A 21717-nucleotide genomic window follows, 5' to 3' on the forward strand; every position below is an offset into this window, starting at 1 on the left:
GATGGTGGAGTGGACTTTGGTCATCGTTGACTAAAAAACCGAAATTATCCGTTCGATTTATTGATAAAGTGTCATTTTACAGTTTCTATTTCACCGGAGAAAAATGGATGAATAAAGAATTAAATACGGAATTTGAACTTCATAAAACGGGATTTGTTGCTTATATGTCAATTGCGAATATTGGAAACAAACCGACTTCCATAGATAAAATATTTCTCGGATATGAGAAGAATAAAGCAAAATCATTTTGGAAAAAACCTGAAATGGAATGGCTTGCTCAATGGCATCCAGCAGAAAATTTTTTAATCACTAATAAGAGTGGACATACGATTGGAGTAAATAATCTGAGAGTGAAATTTAACGAATTTGGTAGCGACAGCGATAGTGAATTAAATGTTGGAAAAAGTTCTGTAGGTGTTGCCTATTTTGAACAAGTTACTGCCTGGGGAAATTTGAACCCTAAGACTACCGAAAATGACGCGATTAACGTAATTATTAAAATAAGAGATATTTATAAAAAGGAATATAAATTTAAAACCAAATTAAAAAAACTTCCGATTGAAAAAGCTCGAGAATTTAATCCGCATTTTGGAAATGTTGAGAAATTATTAGATTAGAAGTAGATAAAAACTGTGGGTAACAATGTATATAAAAAATAGCGCAAGTCATTGCTATCACTATGGTTTGGGCGTTTTTGGAAAGTCGCCAAATTTTTAAATTTGACGATTTCCAATAAAAAAAAGGAATAGTAAAATTTAAAAATTCGGCTTGTGTTTAATCCGAAAAGTAACAGCTTATTTTCAGCGCTACTTTTCATATACGGAGCCGTCAGTTCGTCTCAAAACTGCGTGATTTCAGTTTAAATATACGTTAGAAAAGTGAAGTGAATGGATTTTGAGAAAGTGAGTTGGTAAGATTATTTTTGGTTTGAAAAGGCTTAAAAATGTTGATAGGAGCTTAAAAATGGCTTTATGGCGTTGTTTATTAAGTATAAAGGCTAGTTTTCCTTGCTCTTTTATGATGTTTAGGATTCTTTTGAGGTTGTATGCGATAGCGATGAGGCCAAAATCTGCACTGGCGTTCTGGATTCCTTTTTTAGTAATAATGTGATCAAAACCCCATTGGCGCTTTATGGTGCCATATGGATGTTCTACGATGGCTTGTCTTTTTTTATAGATCTCTGGTTGGTGTTGTACTCGTTTAAAATTAGCTTCTATGTACTGTTTGTATTCACTACGCTGTACTATTTTACCGTTTGCTTTTGAGGTGGTGCATAGCGACCTGACTGGGCAGTTTCTACAGGCGCTGGTCTTGTATTGCTTGAACTTATAATTACGTGCTTTGTACCAGTTTCCATTGCTTTTAAGCTCGTGACCTTGCGGACATTGATAGCTGTCAGATGCTTTATCGTATTTAAAATGTTCTACGTTATAAGCTGGATCGGGCGCTTGACTTTTACGTCCTATAGCTGGTATGGCTACTAGGGTATCGATACCTAAATCGTGTGCTGTTTTAAACTCGCTGCCCGTGTGATAGCCTTTGTCGTAGAGAGCGGTGAATTGGTTGGTTTTAAGGATGGATTTTGCTCTGCGCAGCATGTTTCCCATCGCTTTTTTATCATTCTCGTTAGTAACTTTATAATCTAGGAGTACTTTATGGTCAGCATCTACCGTGGTTTGTGCGGTGTAGCATACTTCTGTGATCATCCCACGAGTAATTTGGTGCCTGCTATCTGGATCGCTGGTGGACAACTGCGGATTTTCGGTCGTGGTATCTTCCTTCAGCGTTTTATTGATTCCTTCGTAACGCTTGCGCTGTTTGTTGTGCTTGTCGATTTGGTCTTTGTGGTCTTGCTTTTCTTGGTCGTTGTCCGCTTTTGCAAGAGCGGTATTATGCTCCTCTAATTTTTTATCGATGTACTCGATGTGTCGGGCTACTTTTTTGAGGTTGTAATTGTTTTTCTTGCTGTTTTGAGCTCTGAGTTTAGTGGAGTCTCCAGCGATTAAGGTGGCGCCTATCAGGTTGTGGTTTTGGGCGATACTCACGGTGGCTCTAAAGACGCGTTTAATGGCTTTGGGGTTGTTTTTTCTAAACCTAGAGATGGTGTTGTGGTCTGGTTTGAGATTGCCTAGCAACCAGATGAGCTCGATGTTGCGATTGCATTCCAGTTCTAGTCTTCTAGAGGATCTCATGCGGTTCATGTAGCCATAGATGAAGAGTTTGAGAAGATCTGCTGGATCATAAGGTGGTCTTCCTTGAGATGCTAGTGATGCAAAGCCTAGATGTTCTAAATCGAGACTGTCTACAAAGGTGTCAATAGCCCTAACGGTATTATCAGCGGCAATCATGTCATCTAGGCATGTGGTGTATAAAGTGAGCTGACTGCGCGACTCTTTTTGCAAGTATTCCATATATAAATATCGGAAAAATCGATATAAATATCAAGCAGAATGGGAGAGTTTTGAGACAGTCTGACGTTTATGTATAAGAATAGTTGCGGGTTTGTATGCGAGGATTTTCCGAAGGAAAATCAGACGTTACAAACCAGCAACGACCTTTGATTAAGCACTAAACCGCAATTATTTTTATACGGTGTTATGCAATGTTTTTTAATTTTTATATTTCAGACTTTCAATATCTTTTTTGTCGCCAATGATTTGATAATTCAAAATTCGATTAAAAACATCTTGTTTATTTATCTCAATAATTGTCTTGTCAAATTTATTCTTGATTAAAATGTCCTTGTCGATAATAATATTCTTGATTAAACTGTCAAAGACGTTTTCATCTGGTTCTGTCGTAATGATAATTCCGTTAACTAGCTCTTTTTTGGTTGTTATTTGGTTTATGTTGACACTAACCTGAAAATCGTTTGTTGTAAACTTACATTTTAAAATTATTTCCAAATCATTGGATTTAAATCTTTTCTTTTTTATTAACCATTCATTCTTGCAACCAGAGACGATAAATTCATTAAGAATATTCAATAACTCTTTTGTTGGTAATTGTTTGAATTCAGAAGCTTTTTTAAACCCTAATTCTAACAATTCTAAATAGTAACTAAAGTCAGAAGTTCCTTTAATTTTTAAATATCTGTCTCTATCAAATGGTAATTGAACGTTTAATACATCTATTGGTCTAATTGAAGGATTTTCAATTTCATCTTCGTGCAGCGATATTGATAACATATTGAAATTTCCATCAGTTTTAAAACGAAGCCTTCTTAACTTTTTAGAAAAGTAGTTGCTTATAAATCTTGTTCGTAATTGAAACTCATACCTTAAGTCGTTTTCATCTTTAATGTACTTGTCGTATTCAAGTCCTAAGTTAAAATAGTAAAGTGTCATTGGGTTGTCAAAATGGATTGTTTTTCTCGTCGGTGATTTTTTAAATATTGCATAACGGTAAGGCTATGATTCGTTTCACGCATCAACCCTTACCGTTAATTCTTAGTTGATTGCTCTAAAGATATTACTTTGATCTAAATTACTGTCTTCTCTTTGAAATGAATTATCGCTAGTGTTGTTAAATGTCAATCATTTGCCACTCGTCAATAAATGAAAATAAAACTTCATAAGGAATCTATGCCCTTTATACCTGAGTATAAGGGACGTTGATTTCTGTAAGATCATTCTGTAGCTGACATAATTTCAGAGTGTTAATGCGGATTTCTATTCTATTTACGCTACCTTTTACAAGTTGTTTGTACGTTTTTACGTTCTGAAAACAAGAGTTTTCAACGATGCAATCGAAACAACTTGAAAGGCTAGCTACATCGTAATATCCAGCATAATACTGCTAAATTAAACCCAAGCTCAGAATAGAATCGATGAATTTCAATGTTGCGAAATCGTTGATTTTTTTCAACGGCAGTTCGTCTCAAAACTGCGTGATTTCAGTTTAAATATACGTTAGAAAAGTGAAGTGAATGGATTTTGAGAAAGTGAGTTGGTAAGATTATTTTTGGTTTGAAAAGGCTTAAAAATGTTGATAGGAGCTTAAAAATGGCTTTATGGCGTTGTTTATTAAGTATAAAGGCTAGTTTTCCTTGCTCTTTTATGATGTTTAGGATTCTTTTGAGGTTGTATGCGATAGCGATGAGGCCAAAATCTGCACTGGCGTTCTGGATTCCTTTTTTAGTAATAATGTGATCAAAACCCCATTGGCGCTTTATGGTGCCATATGGATGTTCTACGATGGCTTGTCTTTTTTTATAGATCTCTGGTTGTTGTTGTACTCGTTTAAAATTAGCTTCTATGTACTGTTTGTATTCACTACGCTGGACTATTTTACCGTTTGCTTTTGATGTGGTGCATAGCGACCTGACTGGGCAGCTTTTACAGGCGCTACTCTTATATTGCTTAAACTTATAATTACGTGCTTTGTACCAGTTTCCATTGCTTTTAAGCTCGTGACCTTGCGGACATTGATAGCTGTCAGATGCTTTATCGTATTTAAAATGTTCTACGTTATAAGCTGGATCGGGCGCTTGACTTTTACGTCCTATAGCTGGTATGGCTACTAGGGTATCGATGCCTAAATCGTGTGCTGTTTTAAACTCGCTGCCCGTGTGATAGCCTTTGTCGTAGAGAGCGGTGAATTGGTTGGTTTTAAGGATAGATTTTGCTCTGCGCAGCATGTTTCCCATCGCTTTTTTATCATTCTCGTTAGTAACTTTATAATCTAGGAGTACTTTATGGTCAGCATCTACCGTGGTTTGTGCGGTGTAGCATACTTCTGTGATCATCCCACGAGTAATTTGGTGCCTGCTATCTGGATCGCTGGTGGACAACTGCGGATTTTCGGTCGTGGTATCTTCCTTCAGCGTTTTATTGATTCCTTCGTAACGCTTGCGCTGTTTGTTGTGCTTGTCGATTTGGTCTTTGTGGTCTTGCTTTTCTTGGTCGTTGTCCGCTTTTGCAAGAGCGGTATTATGCTCCTCTAATTTTTTATCGATGTACTCGATGTGTCGGGCTACTTTTTTGAGGTTGTAATTGTTTTTCTTGCTGTTTTGAGCTCTGAGTTTAGTGGAGTCTCCAGCGATTAAGGTGGCGCCTATCAGGTTGTGGTTTTGGGCGATACTCACGGTGGCTCTAAAGACGCGTTTAATGGCTTTGGGGTTGTTTTTTCTAAACCTAGAGATGGTGTTGTGGTCTGGTTTGAGATTGCCTAGCAACCAGATGAGCTCGATGTTGCGATTGCATTCCAGTTCTAGTCTTCTAGAGGATCTCATGCGGTTCATGTAGCCATAGATGAAGAGTTTGAGAAGATCTGCTGGATCATAAGGTGGTCTTCCTTGAGATGCTAGTGATGCAAAGCCTAGATGTTCTAAATCGAGACTGTCTACAAAGGTGTCAATAGCCCTAACGGTATTATCAGCGGCAATCATGTCATCTAGGCATGTGGTGTATAAAGTGAGCTGACTGCGCGACTCTTTTTGCAAGTATTCCATATATAAATATCGGAAAAATCGATATAAATATCAAGCAGAATGGGAGAGTTTTGAGACAGTCTGACGGTCTTGTATATGGCTCGTAGCGTGTGAATTAGCGATAACCTTTCGGTTAAGCACGAGCCGAATTTTTTAATTTTCTTATTATCTTTTCTTTTCAATAAGCCAAATTAAAAAATTTGGCGGACTTGCAAATATACCTTAACTTTGAATTAAGCAACTGATTAGCTATGAGCTATATACGTTGTTGCCCACAGTGTTTTTCGCTCTGTAAACTCCAGATTTAATCCAATTCAGTTCATTTTCGTAATGCTTTTTTATAAATATATTCCAATCATCCCAACTGAAAAAATTACTCGTATGTTTTATGAAAAGCAATTTTGTTACTTTTCCATTTGAATGTTCAATTTTTACTTCTCTTGGAAATGTCCCGTTTATTTTTTCTGATTTCTTAAAATCTATAATTTTAAAATCACTTTTCTTAATTGCGGTTTTAAGATAGTTAGAAGCCTCAACACCAATAAATATGCAAAAGTCAGGTTTTAATATTGGCAGTAATTTAAAATAGTTCTCCCAACCATTCAAATAATCATTATCATTTGGTCTGCTTTTTCTCGTGTGCATTGAACTTTGAACAAAATTGTAAAATGCTAATTTCGACCAAAGAATTTTAGTGTCAATTCGGCTATCATTTCTAAATAACGCACGATTTAAATAATAGAAAACTTTCGTTCGGTCGTATTTTTTTTCGAGAGCAATTATCTTGTGAATATCTCTCGTAAAAGTTGGTTTATTATTCCAATCGATTGATTTTTGATTATCATCTCGATAATGGCTTTCGCCAATAATCACAACTTTTTTCTCTGAACCAAAATATTTCTCGCCAATAAAAGGCAACCATTTCAATTCGGTTATTTCTTTAAATTCCGAATCCTTTGATTTATCCATTAATTTATTTTTTCTTCTTCCATATATGTTGAGTTTGTTAATTTACTAACATCAACATTATATTTTCTTTGGTAAGCAGATTTGATTTCGGCTTTTCCTTTTGTGTAACCCATTGGTTTGTGAGTAAAAACAACTTCAACGCTCATTCCTTTTTCGATTTTCTGTCCGCCAAAAGTTCCACTACGTTTTATTGATACTTTGTATAATCCCATAATTTTAATTTAATGATTGATTTTCGTGTTTGTACTGTCTCCCAACATTGTGGGCAACGTCAGACTGTCTCAAAACTCTCCCATTCTGCTTGATATTTATATCGATTTTTCCGATATTTATATATGGAATACTTGCAAAAAGAGTCGCGCAGTCAGCTCACTTTATACACCACATGCCTAGATGACATGATTGCCGCTGATAATACCGTTAGGGCTATTGACACCTTTGTAGACAGTCTCGATTTAGAACATCTAGGCTTTGCATCACTAGCATCTCAAGGAAGACCATCTTATGATCCAGCAGATCTTCTCAAACTCTTCATCTATGGCTACATGAACCGCATGAGATCCTCTAGAAGACTAGAACTGGAATGCAATCGCAACATCGAGCTCATCTGGTTGCTAGGCAATCTCAAACCAGACCACAACACCATCTCTAGGTTTAGAAAAAACAACCCCAAAGCCATTAAACGCGTCTTTAGAGCCACCGTGAGTATCGCCCAAAACCACAACCTGATAGGCGCCACCTTAATCGCTGGAGACTCCACTAAACTCAGAGCTCAAAACAGCAAGAAAAACAATTACAACCTCAAAAAAGTAGCCCGACACATCGAGTACATCGATAAAAAATTAGAGGAGCATAATACCGCTCTTGCAAAAGCGGACAACGATAAAGAAAAGCAAGACCACAAAGACCAAATCGACAAGCACAACAAACAGCGCAAGCGATACGAAGGAATCAATAAAACGCTGAAGGAAGATACCACGACCGAAAATCCGCAGTTGTCCACCAGCGATCCAGATAGTAGGCACCAAATCACTCGTGGGATGATCACAGAAGTATGCTACACCGCACAAACCACGGTAGATGCTGACCATAAAGTACTCCTAGATTATAAAGTTACTAACGAGAATGATAAAAAGCGATGGGAAACATGCTGCGCAGAGCAAAATCCATCCTTAAAACCAACCAATTCACCGCTCTCTACGACAAAGGCTATCACACGGGCAGCGAGTTTAAAACAGCACACGATTTAGGTATCGATACCCTAGTAGCCATACCAGCTATAGGACGTAAAAGTCAAGCGCCCGATCCAGCTTATAACGTAGAACATTTTAAATACGATAAAGCATCTGACAGCTATCAATGTCCGCAAGGTCACGAGCTTAAAAGCAATGGAAACTGGTACAAAGCACGTAATTATAAGTTTAAGCAATATAAGAGTAGCGCCTGTAAAAGCTGCCCAGTCAGATCGCTATGCACCACATCAAAAGCAAACGGTAAAATAGTCCAGCGTAGCGAATACAAACAGTACATAGAAGCTAATTTTAAACGAGTACAACAACAACCAGAGATCTATAAAAAAAGACAAGCCATCGTAGAACATCTATATGGCACCATAAAGCGCCAATGGGGTTTTGATCACATTATTACTAAAAAAGGAATCCAGAACGCCAGTGCAGATTTTGGCCTCATCGCTATCGCATACAACCTCAAAAGAATCCTAAACATCATCAAAGAGCAAGGAAAACTAGCCTTTATACTTAATAAACAACGCCATAAAGCCATTTTTAAGCTCCTATCAACATTTTTAAGCCTTTTCAAACCTAAAATAATTATACCAACTCATTTTCTCAAAATCTATTCACATCACTTTTCTAACGTAAATTTAAACTAAATTTAGGCAGTTTTGAGACGAACTGCCGTTGTGCAACATTATAACCAAACACTAAAACAAAAAATGAAAAAAATTTACACTTTACTATTATTGTCTGTTTTTATTACATCTTGCGGAATCAAAAAATTTCCCGTAATACCAAATTCCGAAACTATTCTCACGCCTGAGATTAATGAAATAAACACTTCTGAAATTGGAATTACCCTTGTTTCTAAGGAAACTGCGAAAAAATATAGTGCGATAGAAATAACTAAGGAAGTAAAGATTAAGCCGAATATGCTGGTAAAAACTTTAGAGGTAGGAGAAACGTTTATCAAAAAATTTGAAACGGAAGATTTTGAATTGTATGAAAATGTGAATGACCAAACTTATGGTATAGCTATTTCAAAAAATGGGGAAATGCCAAAAGTTTATAGCACAGGACCTACAGGAACTGGATTAAGATTAAAACCTTCAAAGTATCAGATAGAATACGTTTCTACTCAAAGACCAATTAAAAGTGATGATTATTATAAGCAGGAATTCATTTATAATGGTAAAGTTGGAAATGGAATTAAATTTATATACCGAGAGTTTGTAAATGATTATGCAAGACCTGCTTTTACACAAGATTTGCAGTACGATTTAAGTGAAGATAGAATTATTGGGTTTAGAGGATTGAGACTTGAAGTGATAAGTGCAACCAACACTAAAATTGAATACCGAATATTAAATTACTTCGCGAATTAACGTTGCACAACACTGGCTATACGCAATTGCTCGGTTCTTGCTCATCCCAAAAATTTCTGCGAAATTTTCTACGGTTTGGTTATATTTAGAAACATAAGGCTGAGACACGCAACAGGGGATAGGCAAGACCGTTGTGCATAATATAAAACAAACTATGAGTACAACAAAAGAAAAACCGAGTTATGAGGAACTTGAAAAAAAAGTAAAACTGTTATCGCAGATTAACCTAAAAATAAGTATGTATCTAACGAGATTACTTCAGCAAGCAATCGATATTAGCCAAAGAGATGAAGTTAAAGATTTATTGCCTTTTACCGTCGAAATAAAAGTAGATCCAGAAATAGAAAATCTTTACGGAACATTCATTCAAAAGACTGAATAAAAAGCTTTTCCACTGCATCATCAAATCTTTTTAAACACTCTATTTGGTTTTTAGACACACCCATTAGTAAAAATTGAGTCATCGGTATAGAAGTACCTTTTATAATAACTCGTTGTTCAGGGTCTAAATTTTCATCCGAGTATACATCGGATATCAAATCGTTTGAGTTTTCGATTATCTGTTGACTTAAATAATGAGAACGTTTTATAAAGTGGTCTGCCTTGTTAGGGAAGTCTTGATTAAAGTCAGATATTTGTTTTGAAGTGAAATCCGAAAGTCTTTGGTAGTGTTCGTCTAAAAATTCTTGTATAGTCATAAACCAAACATAACGAAAATTACACTATGCACAACACGGTATATAGAAAATTGCTCAACTAATTGACAACACAAAAACCAGTAAGAAATTAAATTAACTAAAATGCCAAAAAATAACAAACAAAAACCGCAACTTTCTATATACAAAACCGTCAGACTGTCTCAAAACTCTCCCATTCTGCTTGATATTTATATCGATTTTTCCGATATTTATATATGGAATACTTGCAAAAAGAGTCGCGCAGTCAGCTCACTTTATACACCACATGCCTAGATGACATGATTGCCGCTGATAATACCGTTAGGGCTATTGACACCTTTGTAGACAGTCTCGATTTAGAACATCTAGGCTTTGCATCACTAGCATCTCAAGGAAGACCACCTTATGATCCAGCAGATCTTCTCAAACTCTTCATCTATGGCTACATGAACCGCATGAGATCCTCTAGAAGACTAGAACTGGAATGCAATCGCAACATCGAGCTCATCTGGTTGCTAGGCAATCTCAAACCAGACCACAACACCATCTCTAGGTTTAGAAAAAACAACCCCAAAGCCATTAAACGCGTCTTTAGAGCCACCGTGAGTATCGCCCAAAACCACAACCTGATAGGCGCCACCTTAATCGCTGGAGACTCCACTAAACTCAGAGCTCAAAACAGCAAGAAAAACAATTACAACCTCAAAAAAGTAAGCCCGACACATCGAGTACATCGATAAAAAATTAGAGGAGCATAATACCGCTCTTGCAAAAGCGGACAACGACCAAGAAAAGCAAGACCACAAAGACCAAATCGACAAGCACAACAAACAGCGCAAGCGTTACGAAGGAATCAATAAAACGCTGAAGGAAGATACCACGACCGAAAACCCACAGTTGTCCACCAGCGATCCAGATAGCAGGCACCAAATTACTCGTGGGATGATCACAGAAGTATGCTACACCGCACAAACCACGGTAGATGCTGACCATAAAGTACTCCTAGATTATAAAGTTACTAACGAGAATGATAAAAAAGACGATGGGAAACATGCTGCGCAGAGCAAAATCCATCCTTAAAACCAACCAATTCACCGCTCTCTACGACAAAGGCTATCACACGGGCAGCGAGTTTAAAACAGCACACGATTTAGGTATCGATACCCTAGTAGCCATACCAGCTATAGGACGTAAAAGTCAAGCGCCCGATCCAGCTTATAACGTAGAACATTTTAAATACGATAAAGCATCTGACAGCTATCAATGTCCGCAAGGTCACGAGCTTAAAAGCAATGGAAACTGGTACAAAGCACGTAATTATAAGTTCAAGCAATACAAGACCAGCGCCTGTAGAAACTGCCCAGTCAGGTCGCTATGCACCACCTCAAAAGCAAACGGTAAAATAGTACAGCGTAGTGAATACAAACAGTACATAGAAGCTAATTTTAAACGAGTACAACACCAACCAGAGATCTATAAAAAAAGACAAGCCATCGTAGAACATCCATATGGCACCATAAAGCGCCAATGGGGTTTTGATCACATTATTACTAAAAAAGGAATCCAGAACGCCAGTGCAGATTTTGGCCTCATCGCTATCGCATACAACCTCAAAAGAATCCTAAACATCATAAAAGAGCAAGGAAAACTAGCCTTTATACTTAATAAACAACGCCATAAAGCCATTTTTAAGCTCCTATCAACATTTTTAAGCCTTTTCAAACCAAAAATAATCTTACCAACTCACTTTCTCAAAATCCATTCACTTCACTTTTCTAACGTATATTTAAACTGAAATCACGCAGTTTTGAGACGAACTGACGTTAGGCAACATTTGACAAAAATTCTGCAAACATTAAAAATTTTACTTATCTTTGACGTTAGTAACGTAAAACAAAACTATGATTATTTCTTTCGGCTCGAAACAAACTGAACAAATTTGGAATGGAATGCGAGTTAAAAAAATGCCGATTGAAATACAGAACGTTGGACGTCGAAAATTAAGAATGCTGAATAATTCACAAGATATTGCTGATTTGAGAATTCCGCCTTCAAACCGACTTGAAAAACTGACTGGAAAATTAAAAGAGTTTTATAGTATTCGGATTAACAAACAATGGCGAATTATATTCATTTGGGAAAGCGGAAACGCAAGCGAAGTGGAAATAATCGACTATCACTAAAAAAGTAAAATAATGGAAAAGTTAGCAAACGTACATCCAGGAGAAATTTTGAATTTTGAATTTCTTGAGCCACTTGAAATTACGGCATACCGACTTTCAAAGGACTTGAAAATTCCGCAAACTCGAATATCTGAAATCATAAAAGGGAAACGCAGAATTACTGCCGACACAGCTTTACGATTGAGTAAATATTTTGGAAATTCCGCAAAATTTTGGCTTGGAATTCAAGATGATTATGACATCGAAGAAGAAAAAGATGCGAAAGAAAAAGAATTGAACGAAATTAAACATTACGGAAATAAAAACGTTGCCTAACAAAGAACTGAGGTAAAAAACAACCTTTTTCTTCATTAAATTTAGACACTAATTTTTGAGGCTCAGAAGTCAGTAATTTGATTTCTGAGCTTTTTATTTCTATATAATTACTTCCAGCTACCCTAATTTTGAAACGTAGGTTTCATCGTAGGGTTTACCAGATTTTGCAATCGCAAAACATTGTTTGAGCAGCTTATTACAAACAGCTATTAGTGCCAGTTTTTTACTTTTTCCTTTTGCAACAATACGTTCATAGAGTTCTCGGCATGCTTTATTGTACTTACAGGCATTAAATGAGCATAGAAATAAGAGATTACGTAGCTTTCTATTTCCTACTTTGCTGATTCTGGCGCGTCCTCTGACACTACTGCCTGATTCTCTGATAGTAGGTGTTATTCCTACATAACTACATAATTGTGCAGCATTCTCAAACTTAGAAAAACCATCAGTCACCACTATTAAAAACAAGGCTGTTTTTTTACCTATTCCTGGAACTGATGTCAGTAAAGTAAGCTGTGCTTGTTGATCTGCTTTTACAAGAGATAGAATATGTGACTCGATTCCTTTTATTTCCTTGTCTAGATGTTTTCTACTTCTTCTCAAAGATCGATAGACTTGCTTAGAAGGCAGCCCTAACACTTCTTCTCCATGCATTTTATTCTTTAGCATCGTACGCTGTTTCAAATAAGAGTCCAGTAATCTAAATAACTGAAGGCATTCGCTTTGAACATCTGTTAGCGCATTGTAAATAGGAACTTCATTAGTTAAAGCGTACTCACAAATTGCTTTTGAATCGCTCTTATCCGTTTTAACCTTGGCTAATTTCATTTGTATAAAACGCTTAATAGACAAGGGATTTATTACCGATACTACTACTCCATTCTTGTAAAGAAACTGTGCAAGTCTATAATGATAATAACCTGTGGCTTCCATGGCTACTATACTATATTCAGGTAAAGACTTTAATAACTGTTTGAATCCAGACTCATCATTTTTATACTGATTATGACCAGATTTACTACCGTGTACATCAAATACATCTTTACTGATGTCAACTCCAAAAGTTTCTTTATATTTATTCATAAGAAATAATTTAGGAAAGAACCAGCTACTTTGCTCACAACAACTTAAAAACGAGATCAATAGTCTCACAGAACTGATCGTGATTTAGTAGTAAAAGAGAGAGGATTATCAATGTTGTCGAAGTCTGAAGCTTCACCGTGTATACTAACCTTAATTCTCTCTTTTGTTCTTTCTGATTTATGCTATTAATTTAATATTTTAATAGAAATCAAACTTAAGACGTATATAGCTCATAGCTAGGTAGTTGACAAATAGAAGTTAAGGCATATTTGCTAGTCCGCCAAATTTTTTAATTTGGCTTATTGAGTAAAAAAGATAATAAGAAAAATTAAAAAATTCGGCTCATGCTCAATCCGAAAATAATTTGATAATTTGCACGCTACGAGCCATATACAGAGACGTCAGACTGTCTCAAAACTCTCCCATTCTGCTTGATATTTATATCGATTTTTACGATATTTATATATGGAATACTTGCAAAAAGAGTCGCGCAGTCAGCTCACTTTATACACCACATGCCTAGATGACATGATTGCCGCTGATAATACCGTTAGGGCTATTGACACCTTTGTAGACAGTCTCGATTTAGAACATCTAGGCTTTGCATCACTAGCATCTCAAGGAAGACCATCTTATGATCCAGCAGATCTTCTCAAACTCTTCATCTATGGCTACATGAACCGCATGAGATCCTCTAGAAGACTAGAACTGGAATGCAATCGCAACATCGAGCTCATCTGGTTGCTAGGCAATCTCAAACCAGACCACAACACCATCTCTAGGTTTAGAAAAAACAACCCCAAAGCCATTAAACGCGTCTTTAGAGCCACCGTGAGTATCGCCCAAAACCACAACCTGATAGGCGCCACCTTAATCGCTGGAGACTCCACTAAACTCAGAGCTCAAAACAGCAAGAAAAACAATTACAACCTCAAAAAAGTAGCCCGACACATCGAGTACATCGATAAAAAATTAGAGGAGCATAATACCGCTCTTGCAAAAGCGGACAACGATAAAGAAAAGCAAGACCACAAAGACCAAATCGACAAGCACAACAAACAGCGCAAGCGATACGAAGGAATCAATAAAACGCTGAAGGAAGATACCACGACCGAAAATCCGCAGTTGTCCACCAGCGATCCAGATAGTAGGCACCAAATCACTCGTGGGATGATCACAGAAGTATGCTACACCGCACAAACCACGGTAGATGCTGACCATAAAGTACTCCTAGATTATAAAGTTACTAACGAGAATGATAAAAAAGCGATGGGAAACATGCTGCGCAGAGCAAAATCCATCCTTAAAACCAACCAATTCACCGCTCTCTACGACAAAGGCTATCACACGGGCAGCGAGTTTAAAACAGCACACGATTTAGGTATCGATACCCTAGTAGCCATACCAGCTATAGGACGTAAAAGTCAAGCGCCCGATCCAGCTTATAACGTAGAACATTTTAAATACGATAAAGCATCTGACAGCTATCAATGTCCGCAAGGTCACGAGCTTAAAAGCAATGGAAACTGGTACAAAGCACGTAATTATAAGTTTAAGCAATATAAGAGTAGCGCCTGTAAAAGCTGCCCAGTCAGATCGCTATGCACCACATCAAAAGCAAACGGTAAAATAGTCCAGCGTAGCGAATACAAACAGTACATAGAAGCTAATTTTAAACGAGTACAACAACAACCAGAAATCTATAAAAAAAGACAAGCCACCGTAGAGCATCCGTATGGCACCATAAAGCGCCAATGGGGTTTTGATCATATTATCACTAAAAAAGGAATCCAGAACGCCAGTGCAGATTTTGGACTCATCGCTATCGCATACAACCTCAAAAGAATCCTAAACATCATAAAAGAACAAGGAAAACGAGCCTTTATTCTCAATAAACAAACCTATAAAGCCATTTTAAAGCTCCTATCAGCATTTTTAAGCCTTTTCAAACCTAAAATAATTATACCAACTCATTTTCTCAAAATCCATTCACTTCACTTTTCTAACGTATATTTAAACTGAAATCACGCAGTTTTGAGACGAACTGACGTTAACCGCAATTAAAAAACATATAAAAATAATTTCATCATATGGAACACGATAGAAGAAGTTTTATTAAAGCAATTTCTCTACTTTCAATCTCTTTAGGTTTAAATCCGTTGGAATTGCTAGCAAATAATGTTAATGGGGCTAGTATTGATCAACTTGAATTATTTGAAGAAGTTCGTAGGAACGTTGAAGAATTCAATTATGTAACTCAAATTTTAAATGCAGACCCAAACCTTCTTCAAAAAAACTACAATAAGCTTTATAAAGTTTCAACTAAAATTTCAGATGATAAATTCAGAAATTACAATCAGGAAAAACAAATCAAAAAAATCTCAAGATATGAAAGAAGAATAGGTAGAACTAAAGTTTCGAAAGAAGATATCAGAAATTCATTAATAAATAATTCAACTTCAGATTGGGTAGGTGCAATGAATGCATTAAGTTTTGGTTATAGCCTAACTTCAACCATTTTCAGTGGAGTAGCGTGTGCAGCTTCTATAGCAGCAGTACCATATGGAGCAGGCGTACCTGCTGTCGCAACTACTTGTCCTGTTTTTTTATTAAATGCTGGCTTCACTTCATTTGCAGGCACTCAGCTTGTAGGGAACACCAATCGCGCTAATAAAGCTCTACAACATTCAAGTAACCATTTGGTAAATCTTGTTAAGAATAACCCTTCGAACAAATTTTTAAACTCCAACGATTATACTTTCAAGGTTGGTAGTATCAATCTGAGCCAAGATTCGAATACATTTCAACTGCCTACTCCTGGAACGACTGAAGCTGAAAGTGATTTTCAAAATTTTCTTAGAGAGAAACTATCTAATGGCGGAATAATTCTTAATGAAGATAGCCTTAAAAAATTTTTAGAAGGATATGTTGAAAAAGTTGGAAAAGTACAAACAGAATTGATAACTGAATATATTGAAAGATCTAACAAAAAAAAATCAGTTCAACAAAGAGAACTTAAAGAGAAAGTTGCCTTCTATCAAAGTCTTGGGCGTTTAACTTCTGTCTTATTTAATTCAGTATTCCCGCCAAAAGAGGCAGAAATACTTTCAATATTGACTAATGTAGGATTCGAGTATATGGCGACAGGAATTGTTTTAGGTCCGATGGGTTGGGGAGCCGTAGGTATTCAAATTGCCTCCGTTTTACTTAGTTCAAAGAATAAAACTGGAGAGTTTCAAAATTATGTGTTAAAAGCCCTTGAACAAATTAATTTTCAGCTAGAAACTATTAACAAAAAACTAGATGATATATATTATAATCAAATAGAAATACTTGTAGAACTACACAAAATATCCTCAAAAATCGACTCCCTTTCTTACAACGTACTTAAGGGGTTAGAATCTATATCCGGAGAACTAAATGATCTATCTATATCTATAGATCAAGTCCAAAGAAACAGATATTATATTCAGTTGAAGACGAATAATTTAAATCTCAAGGATGAACTAATTGACGATTCATCAATAATGACTACTAAAGATGTGTTTAATGAGATTAGGTCTTTAAGAAATGCTTTTAGTAATCATCTTAGTGAAAATTATTTCACCAATTATATAGATGGGAATTTAGATGGAAATTTACTTAAAAAAGAAACATACGAATCTTTCAATTACCTAACTAAAGTATCGTTATATGACAAAGTTGGACTGATTCCAGCTGCTTATAATTTTTCACCAGAAAAAATAATTGTTCAGTCGAAAAAAGAGATATATCATCCTTTAGAATCATACTTAGCTTGTCAAAACATTACGTCATGGCTCACCCTCAGCAAATTAAATAAAAAACTCTCTAGGCAGCTAATTGAAGAGTTTGAAATTTATGTAACAAACTCCATCTCTTTATTAAATCAGTATAGTAATTTAGAAGTTATTATTTCTAAATCCCAAGAATATAAAAGCTACCATCATTCAAATATTGCAAACCTTTATAAAACCTTGAATGATGATGAAAGTATTTTATTTTCAAACTCAAATAAAAAATGGCTGAAGAATTTAAGCTTAACTCCAGAAAGCTATTTTTTTAAAGCAGATCCATTAATCGGCAATAATATTGATTTTACTGACAACAAATTCGATGAAGTTTATTTTGACGTGTTATTAGATTTTGGTCTAATAAAAAGAATAAGAGAGATTGGAACTACGCCTGTTAATATGGCGAAAAGGTCAGTTGAAAAAAATGAAAAGTTAGTTGGAAGAGAAATCGGGAATAAAGTACTTGAAATAGAATTTGGAGATTTAATTTTAAACCATAAAGGTAACAAGGGTACTATTAAAGATTTAAAGATTAATTACAAAAAAGTTGCCATATGTAAAACTGAAGAACAAGATGCCGATTATCTATCATTTGGATCAGGTATCACAGAAAACAGTCATTGGGTATATTATAGTACGCCTAAAACATATTCACTTAAAACCAATTTTTTTACTAATTGGAAATCGATTGTAAAAACTCACTATATAGACAAGACGAATCAAGATATTAATATAATTATTGAAAATTTCGATTCTATAAGTTTTAGTGATTTCGCTAAGGTTCTTATTCTTGAATATGTGAATAAGAAAAAAAATGACTTACTCAAAAAAGCTTATGATATTCATTATAAACAAAATGCACAAATAAATGGCATAGGTACAAGTCTATTATTACTTTCACAATTGAATAAAACCATCAACTCGGATTCTATATATCCATTTGTTATAGACTATATTGACGAAACGTATGTTGATTTTGATTTTGAAAGGCTTTTTGATAAAAATTATTTTTTTGCACTAACTGAAAAACAAGAGAATTTAAAAATTAAATTAGAAGAGATATCAGAAACATTTTTACTTGAAATAGATAGCAAAACAGTAAAATTAAATATTAATAGTTGGAAGGACTATATATGTCTTTTAATTAAACATAGAATAGATTTGACTATTAGCAGGTCATTAAACGGATGTGAAAAACTAAAACCAAATGATGCGGAACCATATTTAGCAGATTCGTTAAATAAACTCAACTGGTTTAAAAATAATTATCTTAAGTTAAAGAACTAATTTAACTGTTTATAAATAGAAAAAAAGCGGTTAACAAAGAACTGAGGTAAAAAACAACCTTTTTCTTCATTAAATTTAGACACTATTTTTTGAGGCTCAGAAGTCAGTAATTTGATTTCTGAGCTTTTTATTTCTATATAATTTCTACTAGCTACCCTAATTTTGAAACGTAGGTTTCATCGTAGGGTTTACCAGATTTTGCAATCGCAAAACATTGTTTGAGCAGCTTATTACAAACAGCAATTAGGGCTAGTTTTTTACTCCTGTCTTCCTCTCGATCGTTCCTCACTCGTCGGAGACAAGTGGCAACTATTCGCTCATAAATTTCTCTACATGCCTTGTTGTATTTACACGCATTAAAGCTGCACATAAATAATAGGTTTCTTAATTTTTGATTTCCTATTTTACTGATCCTACTTCTTCCTTTTACACTACTTCCACTCTTTCTTATCACTGGTGTTAATCCGGCATAACTACATAATTCTGCAGCACTGGTAAATCGATCAAATCCATCGGTTAGAACCACTAGCATCAGCGCTGTTTTCTTTCCTATTCCTGGTATCGTTTTTAATCGTGATAGCACATCGCTATGAACTTCTTTAACTAAGATCTGGAGTTTTCCTCTAGCATTTCCATCTCTTTTTTAATTTGTCGTAAACTACGTTTAAGAGAGCTTACAACTGCTTTACTTGGATTTCCTAGTACCGATTCTCCATGTAGTTTATTTTTAAGCGCTGTGCTTTGTTTTGTATACACAGCAAGCAGTCTAGTCATTTGAAGACACTCTAATTGATGCTTAGAATTACCTCTCCAGAGCTTTAATTCAACCTGCTTTGCATATTCACAGATTAGTTTTGAATCACTCTTATCGGTCTTTATTTTGGACAAATGTCTTCCTCTCGTCACGCTTTCGCGAAAGCGTAACTCGTCGGAGACAAGTGTATAAATCGTTTTACTGATAATGGATTCTCTACCGATACTTTGATACCTTCTTCAAGTAAATAATAAGCTAATTGATAGTGATAATATCCTGTTGCTTCCATTACACAATGACTATCGTGATCTAAGAGTTTTACAAACTTTTTGAATCCTGCAGGAGAGTTTTTAAACTGATAATGATCTCCACAATGGTCCGTAACATCAAAGACTAAATGGCTGATATCAATTCCATAAAATTTAATATCTTTATTCATAACTAAATGATTTTTGAAAGGTCTACCTACGCGAGTTTCAACGACTTAAAATCGAGGTCTAAAAGCCTCATAGAACTGTACGAAATCTGTGTAGAAAAAGAGAGGTGATTTTCAATGTTGACGAGATCTAGGTCTCTGCGTATATAATAACCTTATTCCTCTCTTTTGTTCTTTCTTATTTATATCTAAATTTAATAAGATTCAAACTAAAGACGTATATAAAAAATAGCGGTTTAGGTGCTTACCTGAACCGCTTTTGTATTTAATTAAGTATCTTGCTTTACGAAAAGTTAGTGCTTATAATTCCGCTACTATTCTTATACTAACCGTTGAAAAAAATCAACGATTTCGCAACATTGAAATTCATCGATCCTATTCTGAGCTTGGGTTTAATTGAGCAGTATTATGCTGGATATTACGATGTAGCTAGCCTATCAAGTTGTTTCGATTGCATCGTTGAAAACTCGTGTTTTCAGAACGTAAAAACGTACAAACAACTTGTAAAAGGTAGCGTAAATAGAATAGAAATACGCATTAACACTCTGAAATTATGACAGCTACAGAATGATCTTACAGAAATCAACGTCCCTTATACTCAGGTATAAAGGGCATAGATTCCTTATGAAGTTTTATTTTCATTTATTGACGAGTGGCAAATGATTGACATTTAACAACACTAGCGATAATTCATTTCAAAGAGAAGACAGTAATTTAGATCAAAGTAATATCTTTAGAGCAATCAACTAAGAATTAACGGTAAGGGTTGATGCGTGAAACGAATCATAGCCTTACCGTTGTGAATAATGCGGAAATCGTGCTAAAATTGAACATTTGAACTAAAAACGCCAACGCACAAACAGCACATTTATTTTTTTGCCCACGCGAAATGCCAACGCTAAAAAAAATAAAAGAGCTGTTTCTTGCCAACGCTCAAAACCAAAGAAATGAACACCTTCAATGACATAAAAGAATTAGTAACCGCTTTAAAAAGAGAGGAAAAACTAATATCTGAAATGTTCAGCAAAAGGAAATCTATTGACTACAAATTAAATGATGCTTTAGAACTTGTTGATTATGAAGAAAGTCGTATTGACTTATTAATTCAAAAAGCTGTAATTAGACAAAATGGAGATTTTTTGGAACTTGATGGCCAATTTCTGGAGTTTTTTGAGCAAGTTCTGTATGTGAGTGAAGAAATAAACCTCTCATATATTGATGAAAATATAAAAAACATAAAAGAAAACATTGTTTACTTTTTAAATGAGTCAAGCGAAAACAGAAGATACGCTTACTTACGATTTATTAAAAAAACTTTTCGAAATATGGGACTTATCACACTTAGAAGTGTGGTGGATATGAGACGAAATATTGAGAATACCTTTAAGAATGAATCGAATTACAAAAACAAACAATTAAAACTAGAAAATCTTGATGAGAAAAGAACAGTAGTAACAAATTTGATACAACAAACACTTTTACTCATTAATGAGGAAGAACTTACCTTTTTTAATAGAGCTCTAGACGAAGAATTGGGTAGAATCATTATTGAACTAAAAAATCAGCTAGGAGAATGCTCACACAACCTAATTGAAATAGAAAAACAAATAATTGATTATTTAAACCAAATAAAACAACAAGGAAAATTTTTAGAAAAGCTAAGAAAACTGAAATACTTAAAAGACAATTTTATTATAGAAGCAGAAACTAACATCAAACAGATAGTTTCAAACAAAAATGAAGTCATTTTTGAAACAAAACCTAATGAATCTATAAACTTATCTATTGACTTTCTTAGAGAAGACGAGCGAGCTTTTAATGCAATTAAGAGAATTGCTAAAAATTATAGAGACAGACTACTTTTTAAACCAGAAATGGCAGAGCGTATTTCTAATGATTATCTTGACAATAATATTGAAGAAGAGATAATGGTAAATCTAGAAGAACTAAGAAACCGTTTCATTGCAACAAGCGATAATTTATTCAATTTTATTTTAAACTATGACTTTTTGAAAGAGGTAGAATTTAATGAAAGAGTCACTATTTTTTGTCAAATTATTTCTCAGTATGAAGAAGAATTACAAATACAAGATAACTACCAAACCACCAATGGCATTGAATATGCTATGGTATTTTCAAGATAAATTTCA

General features: G+C 35.0%; 15 protein-coding genes and 3 pseudogenes. 10 read left to right on the top strand and 8 right to left on the bottom strand.

The annotated features are described in order from the left end of the window. Nucleotides 1-107 precede the first annotated feature (107 nt). Nucleotides 108-617: a hypothetical protein gene (locus tag DDD_RS16175; RefSeq protein WP_015364038.1), complete on the top strand. Its 510-nt coding sequence runs from the start codon at nucleotides 108-110 to the stop codon at nucleotides 615-617. Nucleotides 618-854: 237 nt separating this feature from the next. Here DDD_RS16175 and DDD_RS16180 read toward each other — a convergent pair whose 3' ends face one another. The 5 genes from DDD_RS16180 to DDD_RS16200 all read right to left on the bottom strand — a co-directional run bounded on the left by DDD_RS16180 (nucleotide 855) and on the right by DDD_RS16200 (nucleotide 6612). Next, a complete protein-coding gene (locus DDD_RS16180) occupies nucleotides 855-2411 on the bottom strand; it encodes an IS1182 family transposase (RefSeq protein WP_015364039.1) in 1557 nt (518 codons plus the stop codon). A 198-nt stretch (nucleotides 2412-2609) separates the two neighbouring features. After that, entirely contained in the window at nucleotides 2610-3347 is a 738-nt protein-coding gene (locus tag DDD_RS16185; RefSeq protein ID WP_015364040.1) for a hypothetical protein, read from the bottom strand. Between the two features lie 548 nt (nucleotides 3348-3895). After that, the gene (locus tag DDD_RS16190) at nucleotides 3896-5452 is read right to left on the bottom strand and encodes an IS1182 family transposase (protein ID WP_015363367.1); all 1557 of its coding nucleotides are present in this window, start codon (nucleotides 5450-5452) and stop codon (nucleotides 3896-3898) included. A 228-nt stretch (nucleotides 5453-5680) separates the two neighbouring features. Next, nucleotides 5681-6400: a hypothetical protein gene (locus DDD_RS16195; RefSeq protein ID WP_015364041.1), complete on the bottom strand. Its 720-nt coding sequence runs from the start codon at nucleotides 6398-6400 to the stop codon at nucleotides 5681-5683. After that, entirely contained in the window at nucleotides 6400-6612 is a 213-nt protein-coding gene (locus DDD_RS16200) for a DUF6140 family protein (RefSeq protein WP_015364042.1), read from the bottom strand. The genes DDD_RS16195 and DDD_RS16200 overlap by 1 nt, the downstream gene beginning before the upstream one ends. Before the next feature lie 123 nt (nucleotides 6613-6735). On the opposite strand from DDD_RS16200, the pseudogene DDD_RS16205 reads away from it, so the two are divergent. The 3 genes and pseudogenes from DDD_RS16205 (at nucleotide 6736) to DDD_RS16215 (ending at nucleotide 9402) form a co-directional block, all read left to right on the top strand. Further along, a pseudogene (locus DDD_RS16205) lies at nucleotides 6736-8275 on the top strand (IS1182 family transposase). Between the two features lie 79 nt (nucleotides 8276-8354). Continuing rightward, nucleotides 8355-9020, top strand: a complete 666-nt coding sequence (locus DDD_RS17410; RefSeq protein ID WP_015363451.1) for a hypothetical protein — start codon at nucleotides 8355-8357, stop codon at nucleotides 9018-9020. A 154-nt stretch (nucleotides 9021-9174) separates the two neighbouring features. Next, a complete protein-coding gene (locus DDD_RS16215) occupies nucleotides 9175-9402 on the top strand; it encodes a hypothetical protein (RefSeq protein ID WP_041567178.1) in 228 nt (75 codons plus the stop codon). Here DDD_RS16215 and DDD_RS16220 read toward each other — a convergent pair. Then, complete coding sequence (locus DDD_RS16220) at nucleotides 9383-9718, bottom strand: hypothetical protein (protein ID WP_041567177.1); 336 nt, start codon at nucleotides 9716-9718, stop codon at nucleotides 9383-9385. The two genes, DDD_RS16215 and DDD_RS16220, sit on opposite strands and share 20 nt — an antisense overlap. 215 nt (nucleotides 9719-9933) lie before the next feature. On the opposite strand from DDD_RS16220, the pseudogene DDD_RS16225 reads away from it, so the two are divergent. From DDD_RS16225 to DDD_RS16235, 3 genes and pseudogenes are all read left to right on the top strand, one after another. Further along, nucleotides 9934-11492 (top strand): annotated as a pseudogene (locus tag DDD_RS16225) (IS1182 family transposase). A 106-nt stretch (nucleotides 11493-11598) separates the two neighbouring features. Beyond that, nucleotides 11599-11880: a type II toxin-antitoxin system RelE/ParE family toxin gene (locus DDD_RS16230; protein ID WP_041567230.1), complete on the top strand. Its 282-nt coding sequence runs from the start codon at nucleotides 11599-11601 to the stop codon at nucleotides 11878-11880. Nucleotides 11881-11892: 12 nt separating this feature from the next. Then, nucleotides 11893-12195 carry a HigA family addiction module antitoxin gene (locus tag DDD_RS16235; protein WP_015364048.1) on the top strand — a complete coding sequence of 101 codons (303 nt, stop codon included), beginning with the start codon at nucleotides 11893-11895 and terminating at the stop codon, nucleotides 12193-12195. Nucleotides 12196-12312: 117 nt separating this feature from the next. On the opposite strand, the gene DDD_RS16240 is transcribed toward DDD_RS16235, so the two are convergent. After that, nucleotides 12313-13278 carry an IS110 family RNA-guided transposase gene (locus DDD_RS16240; protein WP_015364049.1) on the bottom strand — a complete coding sequence of 322 codons (966 nt, stop codon included), beginning with the start codon at nucleotides 13276-13278 and terminating at the stop codon, nucleotides 12313-12315. Nucleotides 13279-13743: 465 nt separating this feature from the next. Between DDD_RS16240 and DDD_RS16245 the strand changes: the two genes are divergently transcribed. Beyond that, nucleotides 13744-15300: an IS1182 family transposase gene (locus tag DDD_RS16245; RefSeq protein ID WP_015364050.1), complete on the top strand. Its 1557-nt coding sequence runs from the start codon at nucleotides 13744-13746 to the stop codon at nucleotides 15298-15300. Between the two features lie 68 nt (nucleotides 15301-15368). Beyond that, nucleotides 15369-18377, top strand: a complete 3009-nt coding sequence (locus tag DDD_RS16250; protein ID WP_015364051.1) for a hypothetical protein — start codon at nucleotides 15369-15371, stop codon at nucleotides 18375-18377. A 151-nt stretch (nucleotides 18378-18528) separates the two neighbouring features. Here the strand turns inward: DDD_RS16250 and DDD_RS17770 are convergent. Continuing rightward, nucleotides 18529-19570: pseudogene (locus tag DDD_RS17770) on the bottom strand (IS110 family RNA-guided transposase). A gap of 944 nt (nucleotides 19571-20514) precedes the next feature. Here DDD_RS17770 and DDD_RS16270 point away from each other — a divergent pair. Further along, nucleotides 20515-21711 (top strand): hypothetical protein, encoded by a 1197-nt coding sequence (locus tag DDD_RS16270; RefSeq protein ID WP_015364054.1) that lies wholly within the window; start codon nucleotides 20515-20517, stop codon nucleotides 21709-21711. Nucleotides 21712-21717: the final 6 nt, after the last annotated feature.

Source organism: Nonlabens dokdonensis DSW-6 (assembly GCF_000332115.1).
Taxonomy (GTDB): Bacteria; Bacteroidota; Bacteroidia; order Flavobacteriales; family Flavobacteriaceae; genus Nonlabens; species Nonlabens dokdonensis.